19 protein-coding genes, 1 pseudogene and 1 riboswitch are annotated in these 22,952 nt (G+C 57.8%); of the genes and pseudogenes, 6 read left to right on the forward strand and 14 right to left on the reverse strand.

The features are described from left to right. Positions 1-50 precede the first annotated feature (50 nt). Positions 51-1,335 (reverse strand): annotated as a pseudogene (locus tag H7B67_RS00150) (IS110 family RNA-guided transposase). 280 nt (positions 1,336-1,615) lie between these two features. Beyond that, positions 1,616-1,960 (reverse strand): hypothetical protein, encoded by a 345-nt coding sequence (locus H7B67_RS30695; protein ID WP_245363117.1) that lies wholly within the window; start codon positions 1,958-1,960, stop codon positions 1,616-1,618. Between H7B67_RS30695 and H7B67_RS00155 the strand changes: the two genes are divergently transcribed. Further along, entirely contained in the window at positions 1,853-2,632 is a 780-nt protein-coding gene (locus tag H7B67_RS00155; protein WP_425353877.1) for a transposase, read from the forward strand. The genes H7B67_RS30695 and H7B67_RS00155 overlap by 108 nt on opposite strands. Positions 2,633-3,141: 509 nt before the next feature. Here the strand turns inward: H7B67_RS00155 and uvrB are convergent. Then, the gene (gene uvrB / locus H7B67_RS00160; RefSeq protein ID WP_185117780.1) at positions 3,142-5,148 is read right to left on the reverse strand and encodes an excinuclease ABC subunit UvrB; all 2,007 of its coding nucleotides are present in this window, start codon (positions 5,146-5,148) and stop codon (positions 3,142-3,144) included. Positions 5,149-5,308: 160 nt separating this feature from the next. Between uvrB and H7B67_RS00165 the strand changes: the two genes are divergently transcribed. The 4 genes from H7B67_RS00165 (at position 5,309) to H7B67_RS00180 (ending at position 8,495) form a co-directional block, all read left to right on the forward strand. Further along, positions 5,309-6,301, forward strand: a complete 993-nt coding sequence (locus H7B67_RS00165) for an SPFH domain-containing protein (RefSeq protein WP_185117781.1) — start codon at positions 5,309-5,311, stop codon at positions 6,299-6,301. A 6-nt stretch (positions 6,302-6,307) separates the two neighbouring features. Then, positions 6,308-7,423 (forward strand): TFIIB-type zinc ribbon-containing protein, encoded by a 1,116-nt coding sequence (locus tag H7B67_RS00170; protein ID WP_185117782.1) that lies wholly within the window; start codon positions 6,308-6,310, stop codon positions 7,421-7,423. A gap of 111 nt (positions 7,424-7,534) precedes the next feature. Continuing rightward, a complete protein-coding gene (locus H7B67_RS00175; RefSeq protein WP_185117783.1) occupies positions 7,535-7,819 on the forward strand; it encodes an autorepressor SdpR family transcription factor in 285 nt (94 codons plus the stop codon). Further along, entirely contained in the window at positions 7,806-8,495 is a 690-nt protein-coding gene (locus H7B67_RS00180) for an SdpI family protein (RefSeq protein WP_185117784.1), read from the forward strand. Before H7B67_RS00175 ends, H7B67_RS00180 begins: the two co-directional genes overlap by 14 nt. A 6-nt stretch (positions 8,496-8,501) precedes the next feature. On the opposite strand, the gene H7B67_RS00185 is transcribed toward H7B67_RS00180, so the two are convergent. From H7B67_RS00185 to ftsE, 7 genes are all read right to left on the reverse strand, one after another. After that, complete coding sequence (locus H7B67_RS00185) at positions 8,502-8,816, reverse strand: SMR family transporter (protein WP_185117785.1); 315 nt, start codon at positions 8,814-8,816, stop codon at positions 8,502-8,504. Between the two features lies 1 nt (position 8,817). Further along, positions 8,818-9,162, reverse strand: a complete 345-nt coding sequence (locus tag H7B67_RS00190) for a DMT family transporter (protein ID WP_185117786.1) — start codon at positions 9,160-9,162, stop codon at positions 8,818-8,820. Between the two features lie 135 nt (positions 9,163-9,297). Then, positions 9,298-9,417, reverse strand: a riboswitch (guanidine-I (ykkC/yxkD leader). A 51-nt stretch (positions 9,418-9,468) separates the two neighbouring features. Beyond that, positions 9,469-10,905: a PDZ domain-containing protein gene (locus H7B67_RS00195; RefSeq protein ID WP_185117787.1), complete on the reverse strand. Its 1,437-nt coding sequence runs from the start codon at positions 10,903-10,905 to the stop codon at positions 9,469-9,471. Between the two features lie 89 nt (positions 10,906-10,994). Continuing rightward, on the reverse strand, positions 10,995-12,482 hold the full coding sequence (locus H7B67_RS00200) for a S41 family peptidase (protein WP_185117788.1): 1,488 nt from the start codon (positions 12,480-12,482) through the stop codon (positions 10,995-10,997). Positions 12,483-12,658: 176 nt separating this feature from the next. Beyond that, the gene (locus H7B67_RS00205; protein ID WP_185117789.1) at positions 12,659-13,837 is read right to left on the reverse strand and encodes a peptidoglycan DD-metalloendopeptidase family protein; all 1,179 of its coding nucleotides are present in this window, start codon (positions 13,835-13,837) and stop codon (positions 12,659-12,661) included. 35 nt (positions 13,838-13,872) lie between these two features. Beyond that, positions 13,873-14,790 (reverse strand): permease-like cell division protein FtsX, encoded by a 918-nt coding sequence (gene ftsX, locus H7B67_RS00210; protein ID WP_185117790.1) that lies wholly within the window; start codon positions 14,788-14,790, stop codon positions 13,873-13,875. Further along, positions 14,780-15,466 carry a cell division ATP-binding protein FtsE gene (gene ftsE, locus H7B67_RS00215; RefSeq protein WP_185117791.1) on the reverse strand — a complete coding sequence of 229 codons (687 nt, stop codon included), beginning with the start codon at positions 15,464-15,466 and terminating at the stop codon, positions 14,780-14,782. Before ftsE ends, ftsX begins: the two co-directional genes overlap by 11 nt. Positions 15,467-15,714: 248 nt before the next feature. Between ftsE and H7B67_RS00220 the strand changes: the two genes are divergently transcribed. Further along, complete coding sequence (locus H7B67_RS00220) at positions 15,715-17,136, forward strand: VanW family protein (RefSeq protein WP_185117792.1); 1,422 nt, start codon at positions 15,715-15,717, stop codon at positions 17,134-17,136. An 855-nt stretch (positions 17,137-17,991) separates the two neighbouring features. On the opposite strand, the gene argH is transcribed toward H7B67_RS00220, so the two are convergent. From argH to argD, 4 genes are all read right to left on the reverse strand, one after another. Then, entirely contained in the window at positions 17,992-19,407 is a 1,416-nt protein-coding gene (gene argH, locus H7B67_RS00225) for an argininosuccinate lyase (RefSeq protein WP_185117793.1), read from the reverse strand. A 21-nt stretch (positions 19,408-19,428) separates the two neighbouring features. Continuing rightward, positions 19,429-20,673, reverse strand: coding sequence for an argininosuccinate synthase (locus tag H7B67_RS00230; protein WP_185117794.1), 1,245 nt, complete (start codon positions 20,671-20,673; stop codon positions 19,429-19,431). A 48-nt stretch (positions 20,674-20,721) separates the two neighbouring features. After that, on the reverse strand, positions 20,722-21,681 hold the full coding sequence (gene argF, locus H7B67_RS00235; RefSeq protein ID WP_185117795.1) for an ornithine carbamoyltransferase: 960 nt from the start codon (positions 21,679-21,681) through the stop codon (positions 20,722-20,724). Positions 21,682-21,746: 65 nt separating this feature from the next. After that, positions 21,747-22,925: an acetylornithine transaminase gene (argD, locus tag H7B67_RS00240; protein ID WP_185117796.1), complete on the reverse strand. Its 1,179-nt coding sequence runs from the start codon at positions 22,923-22,925 to the stop codon at positions 21,747-21,749. Positions 22,926-22,952 lie beyond the last annotated feature (27 nt).

The raw sequence follows: 22,952 nt of genomic DNA on the forward strand, positions 1-22,952 counted from the left end.
CAACCGGCAAAAGGACGTCCACGGATGTGCGACTTACAGCGACAATTGGATTACACGGCGCTTCGCAAGGGGAAAGGAGGTTCGGTTCGGAATGGCTCTCCCGTATGCGCCATGGCCACAAGGATCCGCGCCAGTTTGCCGATTAGCTTGAATAAGGATCGTTGCTTCTTCATCCTGCACACCTCTACGTTATACTGATGCCACGCCCGAAAAGCAGGATTATGTTTCACCAACGACATGCCAGCCAAATAGAGGTACTTGCGCAACTGCCTTCGTCCGCGTTTGGAGATGGTTATTTGTCCTTTTCGCTTGCCGGAAGTGCTCTCCGCTAGGTTGAGCCCCGCCATGGATAGAAGCTGACTCCCATGCGCGTACCGCCTTAGATCGCCTGCGTTAGCCATAATCGTCGAGATATACAGCGGGCTCAACCCTTTGACGGAGCTGAACAGTTTCACGGGCACCGGGTCTTCCGCAAGCAGCTTGTCGATGTGTTGCTCCAATTCTTCCAAGCGAGCGGTGAGTTGCTCATAATCGGCGACTAGGTGTTTGATCTCCAGTTTGGCCTCTGCGTCCGCTTGAGTGTCTCCTATGGAGCGCTTGGCCGCGGCGAGCAGCGCTGCTGCCTTGCCAAGCCCAGTTCTCCCGCCAGCATTGCGCATGTTCACCTTCCACAGCTCAACCATTTCAGCGGCTGAATATTGCTTCACATCCGCTGGCAACGCAAAGGACTTTAGTGTCGCTAGTGAACGCGGCTGATCCCAATATTTGAACACGCTTCGGAATTCGGGAAAGTAGATATCGATCCAGCGCACGAGCCGGTTGCTCACATTAGCTCGCGCATCAGCCCAGTACTCTCTTTGGTTCACGATAACGCGCAGACGTTTGTAATACGGGGCTTGCGGGCTGTAGGCGCTGTAAAAGCCCCGTGAGACGGTATCTGCGATGACCCAGGCATCTTTCGGATCGTTCTTGGATTGGCTGTTGTCGTAGTTCTCCTTGTTCCGTTTGACGGTAAGCGGATTAACGAGAACAACCTCGATGCCTTGTTCCACTAGCCAGTCGGCAAGCGCCATCCAATAGTGTCCTGTAGATTCAAGGCCAATGATCCGCTCAGAGAGACCGTGCTGTCGACATTAACTGATGGATCCACCGGAGTAAGCGCTCGAACCCTTCTCGGTCGTTCTTAAACGAGAGGCCGTTCCCCTTTTCCATCCCACGAAAGTTGACGGCTCGCGCCACATGGGTTTCTTTCGCGATATCGATGCCCACCACCAAATGGAAAGTCGTAATTCGTTCTACTCGTTGATTATGTGCTTCGGATTGTTTAAACTTCATAGTAGAGCATCTCCTTGTACAGTAGGATTTGGGTGGCTGACCCGTAGACCCTATTGTACGAGGGATGCTTTTTCTATTCAAAGCCCATTTTCTCGGCTCTAACAGGAATTTCAGTCTTGCATTCTCTAATGCCCTCTGACAACCCACTATCTCAAATAACTTACTATCTCAACAGCCAATTCCATAACGCTATCCCAACGCTCTTCTCCAGCACTCTTTTCCAGCACGCTATTCCCATCACGCTATCCCGCTCTCATCTCGCTATCCCGCTCTCATCACGCTACCCCGCTCTCATCTCGCACCCCGCTCTCACCTCGCTATCCCTCTTCTCCCCTTCGCTCAGTTCCAGGATTGCCTCTTCCGGCCTCGTCCAACTCAAAAAACGGTTGCCTTTTTCCAAAAATATGCTATTATAAAATAAGAACAAATGTTCGTATCGGAGGCGAATGCGTTGATCGATTCCTATGAGGCGTTCCTGCTTGAACAAGGGGGCGAGGAAGCTTGCTTTGATTATTTCTTGCGCTGCCGTTGGCCCAACGGCTACCGTTGTCCCGTTTGCAATCACCGGATAGCGTACACGATCCGAACCCGCCGATTGCCTCTTTTCGAATGCTCGCGTTGCCATTATCAGGCCTCCGTCACCTCCGGCACTCTTCTGGAAGGAACGCGGACCCCACTGTCTAAGTGGTTATTTGCCATGAAGCGAATCATCGATCCTGCCCAAGGAATCAATGCCGTACAATTAGCCGAATTGGTACACGTTACCTATAAAACGGCCTATGCCATGCTGGACAAGATCCGGCAGTGCCTGCGTTCAATCGAGACGGATAAGCTCGCGGGGCGAATCGAAGCGGGTTTGGCCTTTTTTGGTCGGCCCAGCCTCTCTTACTTTGAGACCGCTGCACAGCGACCCATTGCGGTCGGGGTTTCCTTCAGCGAATCCGACCGTCCGGCCAGCATCGCCGTGATGGAGATTCCAATGGAACACATGCATTCAGGGACGATCGCTTCGATGGGACGCGAGCTTTTTAAGAGCCATTGCTTCGCGTCGGACCCTCTTAGCCAACAGAATACCGTTCACCATACGAAGTACCTGACACGTCGCCATTGCAAAACCTTGGTACCCATCTATCAAGCCGGCTTTAAGAGAATCAATGCGACTTATCACGGGGTTCATCCTCGCCACCTGTCCAAGTACTTGGCCGAGTTCGCCTTCCGTTGGAACACATTGCAGAATGGGAGCGACGGTCTTCTTCGAATTGCCCAGGCATGCTCCTCCCCAACCCTTGCCGCCTAACTTTATATTGTTAACAATCACAGCATTCCCCTTTCAGATAGACGCCTTCGATTCTTTCGATTTTAATTGGATTTCCTTAATCTTCATCTACCCGCTAGCAATCACAATTAATTCATTAATGGGGAAAACTGGCTCAGGAGGGGCTCTGGCAGTCTAACCTGAGCGAAGGGAAGAAGCAGCATAATTGGGCGAAAGGGAGCAGCAGCATAATCGGGGTTACTCTAGCGGGTTAGTAAGAGAGGAAGAAAAAGCACTGAGGAGTTGCTTGGCTGATATTAACCTGAGTAAAGGGGAGAGGCGGCATAAGTAGAACTGCCGTGATGACCTAGTCCTGAGTGTGGAGGAAAACCGACGCTGAGAGAGCTGCTTAGGCTGCCTTAACCTGAGCGGAGGGGAGAGGCGGCATAGGTTATGCGTGGGGAGGATTGGTAAGGTTATCAGCGGGCACGGGCGTAGCGAAAAAAAGGCCGGCCAGGGAGGTTCCCCCGGTCGGCCTGCGACGGCATTTCTTACATACCTGCCTTCAGTTCGAGAAGAGCGTCGCGGAGTTCGGCGGCGCGTTCGAATTGCAGGGACTTGGCCGCTTCCTTCATCTCGGCTTCGATACGCTGGATGAGGGATAGGCGGTCTTTCTTCGTCATCTTGTCGACGTTCTCCGCGCCGGTTAGGTAAGTGCTCTTCTGCTCGGCGACCTTCGTCGCTTCGATGACGTCCCTTACCTTCTTGCGGATCGTCTGAGGAGTGATGCCGTGCTTCTCGTTGTAGGCGACCTGGATGGCGCGGCGGCGTTCCGTTTCGCCGATCGCCTTCTCCATCGATTCGGTGATTTTGTCGCCGTACATGATGACTCGCCCTTCCGAGTTGCGAGCCGCCCGCCCGATCGTCTGGATCAGAGACCGTTCGGAACGAAGGAAGCCTTCCTTGTCGGCGTCGAGAATGGCGACGAGCGATACTTCCGGCAGGTCGAGACCTTCGCGAAGCAGGTTGATCCCGACGAGAACGTCGAACGTTCCGAGTCGAAGGTCTCGCAGAATGGCCATCCGCTCTAGGGTCTTGACATCCGAGTGCAGGTAATTGACCTTTATGCCGACTTCCTTCAAGTAGTCGGTCAGGTCCTCGGCCATCTTCTTGGTCAGCGTCGTGACGAGGACGCGCTCGTCCTTCGCGATCCGGTCGTGGATCTCTCCGAGCAGATCGTCGATCTGGCCCTTCGTCGGCCGAACCTCGATAATCGGATCGACGAGGCCGGTCGGACGGATGATCTGCTGCACCATCGTCGGGCAATGCTCCAGCTCGTATGGACCGGGCGTTGCCGACACGTAGATGAGCTGCTTCGCTTTCTTCTCGAATTCCTCGAATTTGAGAGGACGGTTGTCCTTCGCGGACGGCAGCCGGAAGCCGTGGTCGACGAGCACGGTTTTGCGCGCTTGGTCGCCGTTGTACATCGCGCGAATCTGCGGCAGCGTCACGTGGGATTCGTCGATGATCGTGATGAAGTCGTCCGGGAAGAAGTCCATCAGCGTATAAGGCGTCGCCCCGCGTTCGCGGAACGTCATCGGCCCCGAGTAGTTCTCGATGCCGGAACAGAAGCCCATCTCCGCCATCATCTCCAGATCGTAGCGCGTGCGCTGCTCCAGACGCTGGGCTTCCAGCAGCTTGCCGTCCTCGCGCAGCTCGGCCAGGCGCTCTTCCAGCTCCCGCTCGATGTTGACGAGCGCCAGCTTCATCTTCTCCTCGGCGGTTACGAAGTGGGACGCCGGGAAGATGACGACGTGATCGCGGTCGGCGACGATCTCGCCGGTGAGCGTGTCGATCTCGGTGATGCGTTCGATCTCGTCGCCGAACAGCTCGACTCGGATCGCGCGGTCGCTCCGCGACACCGGGAAGATCTCCAGCACGTCCCCGCGCACGCGGAACGTTCCGCGGACGAAGTTCAAATCGTTGCGCTGATACTGAATATCCACCAGCTTATGAAGGATCGCGTTGCGGGACTTTTCCATCCCGACCCGCAGGCTGAGCCGCAGATCGCGGTATTCTTCCGGGGAACCCAAGCCGTAGATGCAGGACACGGAAGCGACGATGATCACGTCGCGCCTCTCGAATAAGGACGAGGTCGCGGAGTGGCGGAGCTTGTCGATCTCGTCGTTGATGCTCGAATCCTTCTCGATATACGTATCCGTCGAAGGAATGTACGCCTCCGGCTGATAATAATCGTAGTAGCTGACGAAGTATTCCACCGCATGGTTCGGGAAGAACTCTTTGAATTCGCTGCATAGCTGAGCCGCCAGCGTCTTGTTATGGGCGATGACGAGCGCGGGCCGGTTCGCCTTGGCGATCGTGTGCGCGATCGTGAACGTCTTCCCCGTTCCGGTCGCGCCGAGAAGCGTCTGATGGCGTACGCCCGCGTTCAGGCCCGCGACCAGCTGCTCGATCGCTTCCGGCTGATCCCCTTGGGGCGAATATTCGGACTCCACCTTGAAGTTAGCCGGCGCATATTCGTATGACGTCTCCGACATTCCTGAAGCACCTCCGCAAAATTTTCTGCCGATCGAATGTATGTTCCCATCCCATTATAGCCTTAGCAAGCGATCGCGTCAAAACGCCTACTGCAATAGTTCTCCGTAAAGTATAATAGATTCAGCCAGGAAAATGGAAATCGCTAACGGAGGTAAAGCAATGGGATTATTCTCTTTCTTCAAAGGCCAGTTTATCGAGGTCATCGAATGGCTGGGCGGCCAAGATTCGATGGTATACCGTTTCCCCGCCTACGATAATTCCATCAAAATGGGCGCCAAGCTCGTCGTCCGCGAATCGCAGGCGGCCATCTTCATGAACGAAGGTCAGCTGGCGGACGTTTACGGACCCGGCACTTACACTCTTAATACGCAGAATATGCCGCTGCTGACCGCTCTGAAATCGTGGAAGCACGGCTTTAATTCGCCGTTCAAGGCAGACGTGTTCTTCGTCAGCACCGCCAGCTTCCCGAATCTAAAGTGGGGCACGACGAATCCCGTCATCATGCGCGACGCGGAATTCGGCATGATCCGGCTGCGAGGCTTCGGAAGCTATTCGATCCGGGTGAACGACCCCGCCCTCTTCCTCAGGGAGATCATCGGGACGAGCTCCAGCTTCGCCCCCGAGCAAATTGCCGGGTACTTGAAGTCCATCATCGTAACCGGAGTGAGCGACCGGATCGGGGAATCGAATATTCCCGTCGCGGATCTCGCATCCGCTTACGAAGAGCTGAGCCGCAACATCTCCAAGCTGCTGGAGCCGAAGTTCAACGCCATGGGGCTCTCGCTGACGGGCTTGCAGATCGAGAACTTAAGCTTGCCGGAGGAAGTCGAGAAGATGATCGACCGCAAGTCCTCCATGAACATCGCCGGCAACCTCGATCAGTATATGAAGTTCCAAGCGGCGGAAGCGCTGCGCGAAGCGGCGAACAATCCCGAATCGGGAGCGGCCGGGACGGGCGCAGGACTCGGTGCGGGCATGGCGATGGGGCAGATGTTCGCCCAGGCGATGAACGGCGGAGGATCCGCGAATTCGGGGCATTCTTCTACCGCGCCTACCCCGCCCTCCACGCCAAAGAAGAGCTTCTGCTCCGAATGCGGTCAGCCTCTGGCGGAGAACGCGAAGTTCTGCTCCGGCTGCGGGACGAAGGTGTAACGGACGATGACGATGGAAGCAACCTCATCATCGAAAGATCCGGTCACCTTCCCCTGCCCGGGTTGCGGAGGGCCGATGCACTTCGATTCCGAAGCGCAGGCGATGAAATGCCAGTTCTGCGGCCGCGAGGAAACGATCGCTGCCTCGGACGAGCAAGCTATCGAATACGATCTGGAGCTGGACGAGGAAGCCGACCCGAAGCGAACGGACTGGGGAATTAGGCAGCAAGCCGTCAAATGCCAGAATTGCGGAGGCGAGAGCCTGATTCCCCTCCTGCAAACGGCAACCTTATGCGCCTTTTGCGGCTCGCCCAAGGTGCTTCTTCAAGACGACTCGGCAGACACGATCCGGCCGGAGACGATGATTCCTTTTCAAATCTCCAAGGACGAAGCCGTCGCCTCCTTCCGCGCCTGGAAAAAGAAACGCTGGTTCGTGCCGAACGCCTTCAAGAAGGGGCAGATCGACTCGTCCCTCGCCGGCATATATATTCCTTACTGGACGTTCGACTCCGACACGTACTCCCATTATTCCGCCGAGCGCGGGGATTACCATTACCGCACCGAGACGAGAACGCGAACCGTCAACGGGAAAACGGAGACCTACACGGAAACGGTACGGTATACCGTCTGGCGGCACGTCTCGGGCGACTACGGCCGCTCCTTCGACGACGTACTGATTCCGGCATCGGGCCAGTATGACGGGGAGCTGCTTCGGAAGCTGGGAAATTTCCGGCTGGATAAGCTGACCGGTTACCTTCCGGAGTATCTAAGCGGGTTTATCGCCGAGAGGTATTCGGTCAACCGCAACGAAGGCTGGATACGAGCGCGAGGCCAAATGAACGACACGCTGCACCACGAGATTCGCCGGGAGATCGGCGGAGACGAGATTCGCGGCCTTAGCGTCGGCACGAAATATTTTAACCGAACTTATAAGCATATTTTGCTACCTATCTGGAACGCCAATTACTCTTACAAGAACAAGCCTTATCGATATATGGTAAACGGGCAGACCGGCCTCGTTTCCGGACACGTGCCGCGCAGCGCCGTGAAAATCGCTCTCTTCACGCTTTGCTGCATCGCGGTCGCCGTTCCGGTCATCTGGTGGATTCTGCAGAACGAATAGACGACAAATAAGGTCCGGAGCCTAGGCTCCGGACCTTGCTTTATGAAGCGACATGCGTTACACTTTATTTAGATGATTATCTAAATATCTAATTAGAAAGGTCGCATTCGCATGAACGACACGTTCAAGGCGTTATCCGATCCGACCCGGCGACAAATCATTCAGCTCCTTAAGGAAAGGGATCTGTCCGCCGGGGAGATCGCCGAGCATTTCTCGATCTCGAAGCCGAGCATCTCTCATCACTTAAGCATTCTCAAGAATGCCCGGTTGATCGAAGACGTACGGCAAGGACAGAGTATCATTTATTCCCTTAATATGACCGTCATTCAGGAGACGCTGGGCTGGTTTCTCGGAATGATGGGGACCAAAGGAGAAGATACCCATGACAAATCCTAAATTCGGCAACGAGCGCCCGCCTAGCTGGAGCAAAAGCGATACTTGGCAATTCCTCATCACTCTTGCCATACTCGCCGTCTCGTTCGCCTTGTTTAACCACCGTCTGCCGAGCGAAGTCGCTTCCCATTACAACGTCAACGGGGAAGTCGACAACACGATGCCCAAGTGGGGCTTCTGGCTTTTGTACGGCGCGATAGCGGTATTGCTTCCTGTTTTTATGACCGTCATGCGCCATTTCGACCCTCGCCGAAGCAACTATTCGCGATTCAAAAGCTATTTTACGTTGATTCGCTGGGGCTTCAGCCTGTTCGCTCACGTCATTTTCAACATGATTATCCTTAGCGAGCTCGGCTATTCCATTAAGGTCCCGAATGTCATCATCGGCGCCATCGGAGTGCTATGGTTTGTTCTCGGCAACCGGATGGGCCAGGTTAAGAGCAACTTCTTTGTCGGCATCAAGACGCCGTGGGCCCTTAGCGACGAAACCAATTGGAATCGCACGCATCGCCTGGCCGCCAGGCTGTGGGTAATCGCCGGAATCCTGATGTTCGCGGCCGCTTGGCTCGCCTCTTCGTTCTGGCTTGCCGCTGTCGTTCTGGTTTGCGTTGCGGGAAGCACGCTGATCCCGACGGCTTACTCTTATCTCCTGTACGCCCGCGGTCATAAAACGACTTGAGCGGTCCTATTCCACAAGCTTCAATCCGATAGCCGCCGCAACGACAAGCACGAGGAAAAAGATTCTCCGTCCATCGCGCGACTCTCCGAAAAAGAACATTCCCATGAGAGTCGCGCCGATGGTCCCGATCCCGGTCCATATCGCATAGGCGGTACCCATGGACAGCGATTGAAGCGAAGACGTAAGCAGGATGAAGCTGGCTAGAAATCCAACCACCAGCAGAGCAAGAGAGCTCGCATTGCGTTTCTCGTTCCAACGGTTTAGTCCCATGACGCCGACCACTTCTCCCAAACCCGCCAAAATCAGCAAGACCCACGCCACGTTAGTTCGCCTCCTTCGCCGCCGGTTCCGAATGACCCGCCGTTATCTTCAAACCCGCGATCCCTATAATCATGACGACAACAAGCGCCAGCTTGCCCCAGCTCAGAGGCTCGCCGAAAAAGATCGACTCTCCCAGCACCGTGCCCGCCGCTCCGATTCCCGTAAAGACCGCATAAGTCGTTCCTACGGGCAACACCTTCGTCACCAGGATCAAAGCGTAGAAGCTGAAAAAAATGACGATAGCGGTCAAAGCCCACGTCCACCAGCTGTTTGCGTGCTTTAAACCGGAGACCCAGCCGACTTCGCTAATGCCGGCCACGATAAGCAGCAGCCAATATTTGTTCATTGCATGCAACCTCCCCCATGAAGTTTATCCCATTCTCGAAAAATATGCGCGCAGGCAGGGACAAGCACGGCAAAAAGCCCGAGAGTATTCTCGCGCCGACCGCCGCAGCATGAACTGCGCCGGCCGACATCAAGGTACTCCCGGGCTTCTATCCCTCCGTGTACGCGTCCCTTATGAGACCGCGCGTTCCCTCTCGGACCGGCCCGGCCCGCCGCCTGCTTGGCGACTTGCCGCGGAACCCTAGGGAACTTCCGATGTCACTACATCCTATCAAGCCTAACCTGCCTTGTCAACTGTAGGAGGTGCTTATTTATTCTTGGAGCTTCGCGGAGGAAGCGCATCCGGATCGCCCTTCGACTCGGGCGAATCGGCGGTGCCGGCCGTATCCGACTCCGGCGCACGCTCCTTCGCGTCCTGGCCTGCCGCCAGCTCGCCGTTCGCTCCGCGGGCCTCGCCGATCGCGGCCGCGATAGCCTCCTGGCGCCCCCGGCGCCTTCTCGCTCCCGCCCGCTGCAGACCTTGCCAGACGGAGCCGGACCGCGGCGCGGCCACCCAATCGGCATCCTCGTCCGGAGCGAGGATAAGGCCGAGCTGATGAGGCTCGCCCGCGTAGCGGGCGCGCTGCACGAACTTCACGTGGCCTTCCCGATTCGCAACCTCCAACCGATAGTATGCCGCTTGGAGCTGGAGAGCCTCGTGAAGCTGCTCTTTGTCGCGTACCTTCTGCCCGTTCACCTTCAAGATTTTCTCGCCCGACTGGAGTCCCAGCTCGGACGCCGGAGTGCCCGGCAGCACGGCAAGCACCATGACTCCCCGGCCGTCCTGCGCGAACAAGGGATTCCGGCCCGCCTCTTTAGCTCGTCCCCACAGCAGCAGGCCCTCATGCAGCACGAAAGCCAGAACGGCTGCGATCAACGCGAGCGGCGACCAATACCAAGCCCCGACCGCTAGAGCGACAATCGCGACTCCGTATAGGATCAGCCCCCAGCTCATCTCGCGCGCCTTGTTCTCCGGCCATTTCGTCGTCGTCCGGTCGGTGAAGCCGATCAGCACCGGAAAGGCGAGCAGAGCCCATCCCGCCGCATTCCCGTCCAGGTCGAATAGCGGCGTCCACGGCAGCGTGAAGCCTTCCCCCGTTCCTGTCATTGGAACGAGCCACAGCAGAGGAACCGGCCACAGCCCCGACAGGGCAAACGCTCCTATCGGCTTGCCGCGCTTCCCTTCCAAAAACAAGGGAACGGCGAACTTGGAGGCCTGCCATCTCACGAGCAGCCCTTCCCCGATGTGGAGCAGGCCGGCGAGGACGAGCAGAGCCGGAACGTCGATGCCGAGCACCGCCTTGGCCGCCTCGCCGTCCGAAGCTTCCACTCCGCTCCAGTCCAGAACATACTGAAGCACGCCAAGCGCTCCCGCCCCGTACGCGATACAAACGTATCGAAGCCGGAATAACGCCAAGATGGGCAGCGCGATCCATACGCAGAGCAGCGTCGCTTCGTCCAACCGGCCGCCCGCTCCCAAACTTAATACAGATAAAATAAGCCCTGCCGCAAGACCGGCGAGCGTACGGTAAAAAACAACGGTGAGCGAGCTATAAAGCCGGACGTGAAACATGGTCCGCTGGAGCACGACCTCTTGCCGAGCGTGCCACCACGCCAGAAGAACGGCTATATAAAGATAAGGGGCGGCCAGCATGGCCATGAGCGCCTCGCCCGCTTCCCCTAACAATTCCATAAGAGAGTTCATCCCGCATCCCCCTTTCGCAGCCTACTGCCTATTCGACCTATTCGACGAGCCGGCTGCGAAATCCTTCCGGAAAATCCCTCCTCCGCGAGCTAGCCGCCGATCTTCTTCAACGCTTGTCCGTGAGCCGCCTGCCACTGAGGATCGTTCTCCAGCTTCTGCATTCGCAGGTATAAGGTATCCTCGAGCTTATCCGCCGTCGCGCCGTCGACGATCCCCGTCTCGGCCAGCTTCGCGTCCCGCTGGAACGCCCGCACCGCCAGCTCCGTCTCCGAGCTGAAGTACCCGTCCTCGCGGCCGGGCGAGTAGCCTGCCCCTTTCAGCATGAGCTGCAGGTTCCGCACGTCTTCGCTCGTCTCGTCCTTCTTGAGATCGTGCTCTCTCGACAGGACGGAGACCGAATAATAGTCCGGCATCGCAACGGCGATGTCCGGTTTGATCCCTTGCCCGTTGAGCCACGTTCCGTCGGGCAGCAGCCACTTCGATACGGTCAGCTTAAGCAAGCTTCCGTCTCCGAGCTCGTTCTCGAAGCTGATCTGAACGGTGCCCTTGCCGTAAGTTTGGCTGCCGACCAGGGTCGCTCCGGCCGATTGCTTCAGCGCCCCGGCCAAAATCTCGGAGGCGCTGGCGCTTCCTCCGTTCACGAGGACAACGATCGGATACTGCCTGCCGCCCGCCGAATCGTTCGTTCCCTTGGAGACGATTTGGTTCTGCTGGCCGAAGCCGTTCTCTTCGATCACGATAGTTTTACCCGAAGGAATAAAGAGCTTCGCGACATCCTCGACGGCGGTCAGAACCCCGCCCGGATTGTCGCGAACGTCGAGGATAAGGGCGCGGAATCCCGCATTCTCCAGCCCCTGCAGCTCCTGCTCGACGAGCTTCGGCGTGTCGAAGGTAAACTGGCTGATCCACAGATAGCCGATCCCGTCGGCTCCGAGCTCGCTGCCTACCGTCTCCTCCACGATCCGGTCGCGGATCAGCTCCAGCTCTAGGAGCCCGGCGACGCCGATTCTTTTGACGGTTAGCTTCGCCTTGGTGCCCTTGGGGCCGCGAATTTTCTCGATCGATTCGCTTAGGGACAGCGAATCCAGACTCTCTCCGTTCACGGAGAGAAGAATGTCCCCCGCTTGAAGGCCGGCCCGTTCGGCGGGCATCCCCGTCATCACCTTCTCGACGACGACGGCTCCTTCGATAATGTCCAGCTTCGCCCCGATCCCCGTGAACGTTCCCTGCACCGCATCCGTGAACTTGGAGGCGTCCGCCGAGGAATAGTAGGTGGAGTAGGGATCCCCTAGAGCCGAGACCATTCCTTGGATGGCTCCGTCGAGCAGCTTCTCCCTATCGAACGGAAGCAGATATTTATCCTCGATAAGCTCGAAAGCGTCGTTCAGCTTTCTCAGCTCCGAATTATTCCAGCCATTCTCCGTCTCCTCCGCCGAATTCGACGATCCGGAGGAGAACCCCGAGGCGAGGCTCCAACCCGTATTTCCCGATAAGCCCAGCGTCCCGATGGTCGCGATGACGGTCGTCAGAACCGTCAGCACCATGATCGCCAGTACCGTTCGTCCGCGAAACACCATGAAGACTCCCCCCTTTCCTTTTTATCATCTAATGAAATAGACGATCTCGCAAGCATCAAAAACGTTTTCTCGGCAAACGATGCCCTGGAGCCATCTTCCGGAAAGGAAAAAACGGCCGCTCCTCCCCCGCTTGCGCGAGAGACGGGAGCGGCCGCTCGTAGGTGAACTCTCTCTTCTTATTTCAGGTAAGGCGCGGGATTGACCGGTTCGCCGTTCTTCCGAACCTCGAAGTGAAGGTGGTAGCCCGTCGCGGTTCCGGTCTTGCCGACGAGGCCGATCTTGTCCCCTCGCTTGACCTCTTCGCCCTTCTCGACGAGAATTCCTCCGTTCAAGATATGGCCGTACAGCGTCCAAAGTCCGCCGCCGTGGTTAATGATAATCGTATTGCCGTATCCGCTCCACGTTTGGGCGACGATGACGACGCCCGATTCCGCCGCGTAGATCGGAGTTCCCTTCGGCACCGCCATATCCATCCCCGTATGAAGCTTGTTCTTCTGTCCCGAGACCGGGTGCGTTCGATATCCGTACGGAGAGGAGATACGATACTCGGCTCGCAACGGAACCCCGAGCTTGCCGCCTTTATAATAGTTCTTGATCTGGTTCTTCTTCTCCAGCAGCTTGGAGTACTCCTTGCCGAAGTCGATCAGAGCCTTCTCGGCTTCTTCGCTGATCTCTTCCGTCTCTTCGATCTGCTGGTCCAGCTGCGAAATGAGGACCTCTTTGGATTGCTCCTTGATCTCGAGGCTCGCCTTGCGTTCCGCCATCTCGCCGTAAAGCGCCTGAACCGCGGCCAGGTCGCTCTCCACCTGCGCTTTCTTCTCCTCGACAAGAGACTTGTATTCCTCGCTCTGGACGAGCACCTGCTTGTCCTGGTTCATGATCGACTTGAGCGCGTCGAAGCGGCTCAGGAAGTCGCTGAAGCTCGTCGAGCTCAGCAAGACTTCCAGATAGGATACGGTTCCGTTCGTATACATAAGCCGGATCCGGCTCTGCAGCATCTCGTCCCGGTTCTGCCTCTCCGCTTCGGCCTTCTCCAGCTCCGCGGTCGTCTGAAGCAGCTTCTCTTGGGCGGCGTCGATCTCCGCCTGCGTCTTTACCAATTCCATGCCCGCTTCCTGGATCTCGACGAGAAGGGCGTTGATATCTTCCTTGGTCGCGTTCTTCTTGGCGGCCAGCGCCTGGGCTTCCTGCTCCGCTTGCTTCTTCTCTTGGGTAGCCTGGTTCATCCGGTCCTGCAGCTTCTTGATCTCCTTCTCGATCTTCTGAAGCTCGGTCTCCGCATGGCTCTCATAAGGCTGAGTCAGAAAAACGACAGCGACCAACATGGCGAGGACCGCCAACAGCTTGCGCTTCACGTGATCTCTCCTCCCACACTCTCTTGTTGCTCGAACTATACCTTCAGGTATTTACGAACGGATACGACGCTTCCCCAAATGCCGAGCAAGGTGCCCAGAATGAGCAGCGTTCCGGTAATGAACCAGCCTACTTCCTGCACGCCCGCTAGCTTGATCAGCATGAGTCCCATGTCGTATTGGGCGGTGTCGATCAGCTGGGAATAGCCGAACATCAGGATAGCGCTCGTGATGGCTGCCCCGCCTAGACCGATAAGCACCCCTTCCACGAAGAAAGGCCAACGGATAAAGTTGTTCGTCGCGCCGACCAGCTTCATGATGCCGATCTCGCGGCGGCGGGCCAGTATCGTCATCTTGATCGTCGTCGAGATCAGGAACATCGCCATGATCGCGAGGCCGGCGACGATAACGAGGCCGATGTTGCGCACCGCGTTCGTGATCCGGAACAGCTTCTCGACCGTGCCTTGGCCGTAGTTGACGCCCATGATCGGGCGGTCGGCGTTCGCGTCGTTGATGGCTTGAATCTGCTTCGCCACGTAGGCGACGTTCTGAGGATCGAATACCTCGACGTCAAATCCGTCCGGAAGCGGATTGTTCTCGTTCTCATACCCCTGCAGAGCCGTCTTCGCGTTGTCGTCCAGGTTCTCCCTGAGCCGCTCGAGCCCCTCCTCCTTGGAGACGAAGGTAACCTTCTTCACCTCGGGAATGCGGCCGATCGTCCGGTTGATCTCGTCGATCCTTGCCTGCTCTGTTCCAAGCTGGACGTAAACGCGGATCTCGACCTGACTCTCGATCTGGGTCGCGAGCTTATCGACGTTGAGGGCTAACAGCATAAAGACGCCTAATATAAATAAAGAAACGATTATGGAGCCTACCGAGGCGAAGGACATCCAGCCGTTGCGCAGAACGTTCTTGAAGCCTTCTCTCAAGTGCCGAAGGAAGGTGCTAAACTTCATAGCCATACTCCCCTCTGATCTCGTCCCTGACGATGGAGCCGCGCTCGATCGCGATGACGCGCTTGCGCAGGCTGTTGACGATCTCCTTATTGTGGGTAGCCATGACGATGGTCGTTCCGCGGAAATTGATCTCCTCCAGGAGCTTCATGATGCCCCACGAGGTCTCCGGATCCAGATTGCCGGTAGGCTCGTCCGCGACGATAACCGCCGGATTGTTGACGATGGCGCGCGCGATGGCGACGCGCTGCTGCTCCCCGCCGGACAGCTGCGCGGGCAGGCTGTTCGCCTTGTGCTTCAAGCCGACGAGGTCCAGAACCTCCATCGTGCGGCGGCGGATCGAGCGCTTGGAGGCCTCGATGACTTCCATGGCGAAAGCGACGTTCTCGTAGGCCGTCAGCTTCGGCAGCAGCCGGAAGTCCTGAAACACGACTCCGATGTTGCGGCGTACGTAAGGAATCTTGCGCGGTTTAAGCTTGCCTATATTGAACCCATTGACGGACAGCTGCCCTTTGGTGGGCACCTCTTCCCGATAGATGAGCTTCATGAAGGTGGATTTCCCTGCACCGGAAGGCCCGACTATGTATACGAACTCATTGCGGTCGATCACAACATTGACGCCTTGAAGCGCGGAGGTTCCGTCCGGATAGGTCTTCCAGATGTCGTGCATTTCTATCACATGATCACTTCCTGTTTGTATTCAGACTTTAGATACTTCGACATCATGCGGGAAAATCCTCCCCTTGTCGATCCCTCTCTCCAACATCCACCAGGTCCGTTCGACCTAGAGGGCTTGTACGGCTTGATTTTCCGGATTTTTTTAAAATTTTCTAATCTGCACCAACAACAATGCCCTCTGGATAATCGTATATGATTATGCCAGTCTCTTTATGTTCTGGATTCCAATGGATGATTGGAGGGGTGCCCATGAGAAAATGGTGGATAGCCGCGATCGTCTTCGTCATCGTGGTCGGAGTGGGAGCCGGTACGGCCGGAGGGCGCGCGATTCGGGAAGGAGAAGATTTGCTCCCTGCCCGGCTGAGCGTCGGAGGCTTGCAGATTGGCGGCATGAGCTCGGAGCAAGCGCTGAAGCTTCTGCGGGAGCGCACGAGCGAGCTGGAGAAGGTCAAGGTTCGGCTGAAAGGGGATCCGTCGGAATCCTCCTTGCCGCTCGCCAAGCTGGGCATGAGCATCGAAGCGAAGGAAGCGGAGCGTGCCCTGGAGGCGTTCGGCAAGGCGAAATGGTATCAAAGGGGGAAAATGAAGAAGGAACTGCGATCGGAATACGGGTTTGCGGTGGCTTGGGATGAGACGGCGCTGAGCAGCGAAACGGCTCGGGCTTGGGGAGAGCTCGGGGCCTCGGAGCCTCGCAATGCATCGAGAACGATCACGGAGCTGGACGAGGTCGTCTACGCTCCCGAGATCATCGGAACGAAAGCCGACCTGGCAGCTTTGCGGGAGTCGATTGCCCATCTCGCCCCTCTATCGTTGACTGACGCCACTCCAACAGAATATGAGGTTGAGCTTCCGCTGGCGGAGGTCGTCCCCGAGGTGACGGTCGCCAGCCTGAAGGAGGAAGGCCTCGCGCGCAAAATCATGGAATTCTCCACCTCCTTCGAAACGAGCGGAGAAGGCCGTTCGCACAACGTCACGGCGGCCGCCATGGCGCTCGACGGAACGCTGCTCCTGCCCGGAGACGAGTTCAGCTACGGGGATATCGTCGCCAAAGCCGAGAAGGAATACGGCTACAAGGAAGCGCCCGTCATCCAGAACGGCAAGCTGGTCCCCGGCATTGGAGGCGGCATCTGCCAAGTATCCAGCACTCTTTACAATGCCATCATCCGAGTAGACGGCATCGATATCACCGAGCGCCGCAACCATTCGATTCCGGTCTCCTACCTCCCTCTCGGGCTCGACGCCACCTTCGCCGACGGGTATATCGACTTCCGGTTCAAAAACACGACGGGCAAGCAATTGTTGATCCGAACCGTCGTGAAGGATAAGGTGCTCACCGTGAAGCTGTTCGGCACCATGGACGAGAGCGTTCAGTACGAGATCGAGACCGTTCAGAAAAAGAGCGTCGCCCCGAAGACGGTGTACGTGTCGGACAGCGAGGTCAAGCTCGGCGGCTCGAAGGTCCAGCAGGCGGGCAAGGAAGGTCTCGTTATCGAATCGTACCGGGTGAAAAAAGTGAACGGGGAAGCCGTCGAACGCGCCAAACTCGCAACGAGCACCTACAAGGCGCAGAACGAGCTCATCGCCGTGAACCCGGCCGACTCCCGCCTGACGGGGAACGGCGGCTCCGACAGCGGGACCGGCAGCTCCAGCGGTGCCGTTGAGCTGGTGTGAGGCAAGTCGGCCACGCTTAGGTTAAAAGCCTCGACTCTCTTCATTATGCTTATGCCGCCTCTCCCTTTCACTCAGGACTGTTCTTAGGTCGCTTCGTTTTCGCTTGTGGGGGAGACGCTCGGTTGCGCTTTTCCACTTCGCTCCTAACACTATGTCGCCTCTCCCTTTCGCTCAGGATTGTTGCTAGATCACTTCGTTTCTGCTTGAGGGGGAGACGTTCGGTTGCGCTTATTCCCCTTCCGTTCCTAACACTATGCCGCCTCTCCCTTTCACTCAGGACTGTTCCCAGGTCGCTTCGTTTCGCTTAAAGGGAGACGCTCGGTTGCGCTTATTCACTTCCGTTCCTAACACTATGCTGCCTCTCCCTTTCGCTCAGGTTAGGGTCTTAGGGTTACTGAATTGCCGTTACAGTTCAGGTTCAGTAAAAGCCTCCACGTGCGAACCGAAGATGGATGGTGCAGGGAAGTGAGGAGCTGGGGAATCTTATGGGAGAAGACTAGCAGCGGGGTCTGGGGAACTTCATCACTCCCGTTACAAGACGACTAACCCTGAGCCAAGGGGAGAGGCGACACAGTGGGGTGAGCGGAGGGTGAGCGGAGGGTGAGCGGAGGGTGAGTGTGTAGGGTGAGTGTGGGGCGGTGTGAGCGAGCGTGAAGTGAGTGTTAATCGAGCGTAGGGCGAGAATGAGGCGTGCGTGGGGCGAGAATGGAGCGAGTGTCGAGCGAGCGTTTAGCGACATGGGAATGAAAGTTAGCCGAAGGCAGAATCCGAATAAATAACTTTTAAATGCAGCACGCATATAAAAAAACAGCCCGAAACCGCACCGGCGGGTCTCGGGCCTACATCGTACAACCTTTATTTGCTCTTCTCCGCGTACTCCTCGGCCCAAGCTTGCGTCTTGGCGAGTTCGGCTTCGGCGCGTTCGATCGCGGCGGCGACCTGCACGGAGGCCGTGCCTCCGTAGACGTTGCGCGCGTTCACGACCGTTTCCGGCTTCAGCACCTCGTAGATGCGATCGTCGAACAGAGTGGAGAACTGCTTGAATTCCTCCAACGTCAGGTCGAGCAGGAACTTGTTCTGCTGGATGCAGTACAGAACCGTTTTGCCGATGACTTCATGCGCTTGGCGGAACGGAAGTCCCTTGTTCACAAGGAAGTCGGCGATGTCGGTCGCGTTCGAGAAGTCTTGGTCGACCGCGCGGCGCATTTTGTCCTTGCGGACCTTCATCGTCTCGATCATCGGAGCGAACAGCTGCAGAGCTCCCTGCAGCGTCTTCACCGTGTCGAACATGCCTTCCTTGTCCTCTTGCATGTCCTTGTTGTAAGCAAGAGGCAGGGACTTCAGCACGGTCAGCAGACCGACGAGATTGCCGTATACCCGGCCCGTTTTGCCGCGGACAAGCTCCGGAACGTCCGGGTTCTTTTTCTGCGGCATGATGCTCGAACCGGTACAGAAAGCGTCGTCCAGCTCGACGAATTGGAACTCGGTGCTCGACCACAGGATCAGCTCCTCGCTCAGGCGGGAGAGATGGGTCATGATCAGCGAGGCTCCGGCGAGGAACTCGACGATGAAGTCGCGGTCGCTCACGGCGTCGAGGCTGTTCTCGTAGACGCGGCCGAAGTTCAGCAGCTTCGCCGTGTACTGGCGATCGATCGCGAACGTCGTGCCGGCGAGCGCTCCCGCTCCCAGAGGAAGGGCGTCGATCCGCTTGTAGCTGTCTTGCAGGCGCTCGATATCGCGGCCGAACATGGAGACGTACGCCATCAGGTGATGGGCGAACAGGATCGGCTGCGCACGCTGCAGATGGGTATAGCCCGGTACGATCGTGTCGAGGTTCGCTTTGGCTTGCCCGATCAGCGCCGCCTGGAGCTTGGACAGCATCCCGACGAACTCGACCACGCGCTTGCGCAGGTACAGATGCATGTCGGTGGCGACCTGGTCGTTCCGGCTGCGGCCGGTGTGCAGCTTGCCTCCGACCGGTCCGATCTCGTCGATCAGCGCTTTCTCGATGTTCATGTGAATGTCTTCGTCCGAAATCTCGAATTCGATCTCTCCGCGCTGGATCCGGTTGCGCACCTTCATCAGCCCGAGCTTAATCGTCTCCACGTCCTCGGCCGGAAGGATTCCGCACTTGCCCAGCATCGTGACGTGAGCCAGGCTGCCTTGGATGTCCTCCTCGGCCAATTCCTTATCGAACGTAATCGATGCGGTATATTCTTCGACCAGCTGGTCGGTTTTCTTCGTGAACCGTCCGCCCCACAGCTTGCTCATGTTCGTAATAGCTCCCTTCGATTACCCGTTCAGGCCGGAAGCGCCGTTCACTCCGGAGGATACCTTCAGGCGCAGCGCGTTCAGGCGAATGAAGCCGGTCGCGTCGCCTTGGTCGTAGGCCTGGGTCGGGTCGGCTTCCATCGTCGCGATGTGAGGGTTGTACAGGCTGACCGGGCTCTTGAGGCCGGCGGCCATGACGTTGCCCTTGTACAGCTTCAAACGAACGGTGCCCGTCACGTTCTTCTGGCTCTCGTTCACGAGCGCTTGGATCGCCAGACGCTCCGGAGCGAACCAGAAGCCGTTGTACACGAGCGAAGCGTACTTGGAGATAAGCGAGTCGCGCAGGTGCATGACGTCGCGGTCCATCGTCAGCGACTCCATTTTGCGATGGGCGGTGAACAGGATCGTGCCGCCCGGCGTCTCGTATACGCCGCGGCTCTTCATGCCGACGAAGCGGTTCTCCACCATATCCACGCGTCCGATGCCGTGCTTGCCGCCCAGCTCGTTCAGCTTCTCCATGACGGCCAGCGGGCTCAGCTTCTCCCCGTTCACGGTCACGCAATTGCCGCCTTCGAAGTCCAGTTCCACGTATTCCGCTTGGTCCGGAGCTTTCTCCGGGGAGACGCTCAGCACGTACATGTCCTGCACGTCGTCCGCGCTGGAGTCGAACCAAGGATCCTCGAGCATGCCGCTCTCGAAGCTGATGTGCAGCAGGTTGCGGTCCATCGAATAAGGCTTCGCCGCGGAGGCTTGAACGTTGATGCCGTGCTTCTCGGCGTAAGCGATCATCTCGGCGCGTCCCGGAAACGCGTTGCGGAACGCTTCATCGCGCCAAGGAGCGATCACTTTAATGTCGGGAGCCAGGGCGGCGGCCGTCAGCTCGAAGCGGACTTGGTCGTTGCCCTTGCCGGTAGCGCCGTGGGCGATCGCCGTCGCGCCTTCCGCGCGGGCGATCTCGACCATGCGCTTGGCGATCAGCGGACGGGCGATCGAGGTGCCGAGCAGGTATTGGCCTTCGTACAGGGCGCCCGCTTGGAACATCGGATAGATGAAGTCCTTCGCGAATTCGTCGCGCAGGTCGTCGATGTACACCTTGGAAGCGCCGGTCTTGATCGCCTTCTCTTCGAGGCCGTCCAGCTCCTCCTTCTGGCCGATGTCCGCGGTAAAGGTGATGATCTCCGCGTCGTAGGTTTCTTTAAGCCAAGTCAGGATGACGGAAGTGTCCAGGCCGCCGGAGTAGGCGAGCACGATTTTTTCTTTAGCCATGGGTGGGTAAACGCTCCTTCGTTATCTGGTCTATCGATCGTACAAAATTTACATGATCGCGGTCATGATCGCTTTCTGCGCGTGCAGGCGGTTCTCCGCCTCATCGAAGATTACCGAGTTGCGGCCGTCGATGACGCCCTCGCTCACTTCTTCGCCGCGGTGCGCCGGCAGGCAGTGCATGAACAGGTAATCGGAATGGGCGCCCTTCACGAGCTCCTCGTTGACTTGATAGTCTTTGAAGGCGCGTTCGCGCTCCTTCTGCTCTTCTTCGAAGCCCATGCTCGCCCAGACGTCCGTGTAGATGACGTCCGCGTTCTCGACCGCTTCGCGCGGGTCGCGCAGGATGTCGACCTTCGCTCCCGTCTCGTTGGCGAATTCGCGCGCCAGGCGAACCTGCTCGGCGTCCGGGTCGTAGCCTTCCGGAGACGCGCTCGCGAAGTGCATGCCCAGCTTGCTGGCGCCGATCATGAGGGAATGCAGCATGTTGTTGCCGTCGCCGATATAAGCGATCTTCAAGCCTTCCAGCTTGCCCTTCTTCTCGAACACCGTTTGGTAATCGGCGAGGGCTTGGCACGGATGCGATTGGTCGGACAGCGCGTTGATGACCGGCACGGTCGCGGAGCGAGCCAGCTCGACGACGTTGCGGTGACCGAACGTGCGGATGATCATGCCGTCCAGGTAACGGGACATGACCATCGCCGTATCGCGAATCGTCTCGCCGCGGCCCATTTGAATGTCGTTCTTGCTAAGGAACAGGGCGTGGCCGCCCAATTGGTACATGCCCACTTCGAAGGACACCCGGGTGCGGGTCGACGACTTCTCGAAAATCATCCCCAGAGTTTTGCCCTTCAGAGGCTGATAGATCTCGCCGTTCTTCTGCTTGCGCTTCAAATCGATAGCCAGGTCGATCAGGTAACGAATCTCCTCCGGCTTGTAATCAACCAATCCGAGAAAATCGCGGCCCTTCAGGCCATTAGCAAGCTCCTCCACGTTGAGGGTCGGATGCATGGCGATTCCTCCTTTGCTTCTCTATTTTTTGGCCGGCGTCCAGGGGACGACTAAGGCGTTTTAATTTAGTTTGTGGCAGCCGCCAGCTGTTCGGACAGGACCGAAGCCAGGATGCCGACCGCTTCGTCGATCTCTTCTTCGGCAATGAGCAGGTTCGGAAGCAGGCGCAGGACGTTCGGTCCGGCCGTGATGACGAGCAGGCCGCGCTGCTGCAGGGCGGCGACGATGTCCGCGACCGGTCCCGCGCACTCGATTCCGACGAGCAAGCCGCGGCCGCGCACTTCCACGACGTTAGGCAGGTCGTTCAGGGCTGCGCGCAGCTTGGAGATCAGAAGCTCGCCGGATGCCGCGGCGCGCTCGGGCGCTTGCTCGATCAGCATCGTCTCGATCGTGGCGATGATCGCCGCCGTGGCGATCGGCGTGCCGCTGAACGTCGAGCCGTGCGAGCCTGCCGTGAACGCCGGAATGAGCGGAGCCTTCGCCAGCATGGCGCCGACCGGGAAGCCGCTTCCGATGCCCTTGGCCAAGGTGAAAATATCCGGTTCGATGCCGTAGTGCTCGTAGGCGAACAGCTTGCCGGTCCGTCCCATTCCCGTCTGAATCTCGTCGAGAATGAGCAGGATGCCTTCGCGGTCGCACAGCTCGCGAACCTCGCGCACGAATTGCGGATCCGCTTCGAGCACGCCGCCTTCGGCCTGGATGAGCTCCAGCATGATCGCGGCCGTCTTGTCCGTGATCGCTGCCTTAAGTGCTTCGATATCGTTAAGCGGAACGTGAACGAAGCCGACCGGAAGAGGCAGGAAGCCTTCCTTTACCTTATCTTGGCCCGTTGCCGTCAAAGTAGCCAGCGTGCGCCCGTGGAACGATTGCGTGAACGTAACGATCTCGTAACGCTCGTTGCCGAGCACCTTCTGATGGTAACGGCGGGCGATCTTGATCGCCGCCTCGTTCGCTTCGGCGCCGCTGTTGCAGAAGAACACGGCGTCGGCGCAGCTGTTGTCGGTCAGCAGCTTGGCCGCTTTCTCTTGATTCGGGTTGTAGAACAGGTTGGATACGTGCCACAGCTGATCCAACTGATTCACGAGAGCGTTCTTCACCCGTTCCGGCACGTGCCCGAGACTCGTCACCGCGATGCCGGTCATGAAGTCGAGATACTCCTTGCCCTGGTCGTCCCACAGACGGCTTCCTTTCCCCTTCACTATGGTAATCGGATAGCGCGCGAATGTCGGAAACAAACTGCTCATCTCAATCTCTCCTTTCCAACCCTGTAA

This window comes from Cohnella thailandensis (genome assembly GCF_014212135.1).
Taxonomy (GTDB): domain Bacteria; phylum Bacillota; class Bacilli; order Paenibacillales; family Paenibacillaceae; genus Cohnella; species Cohnella thailandensis.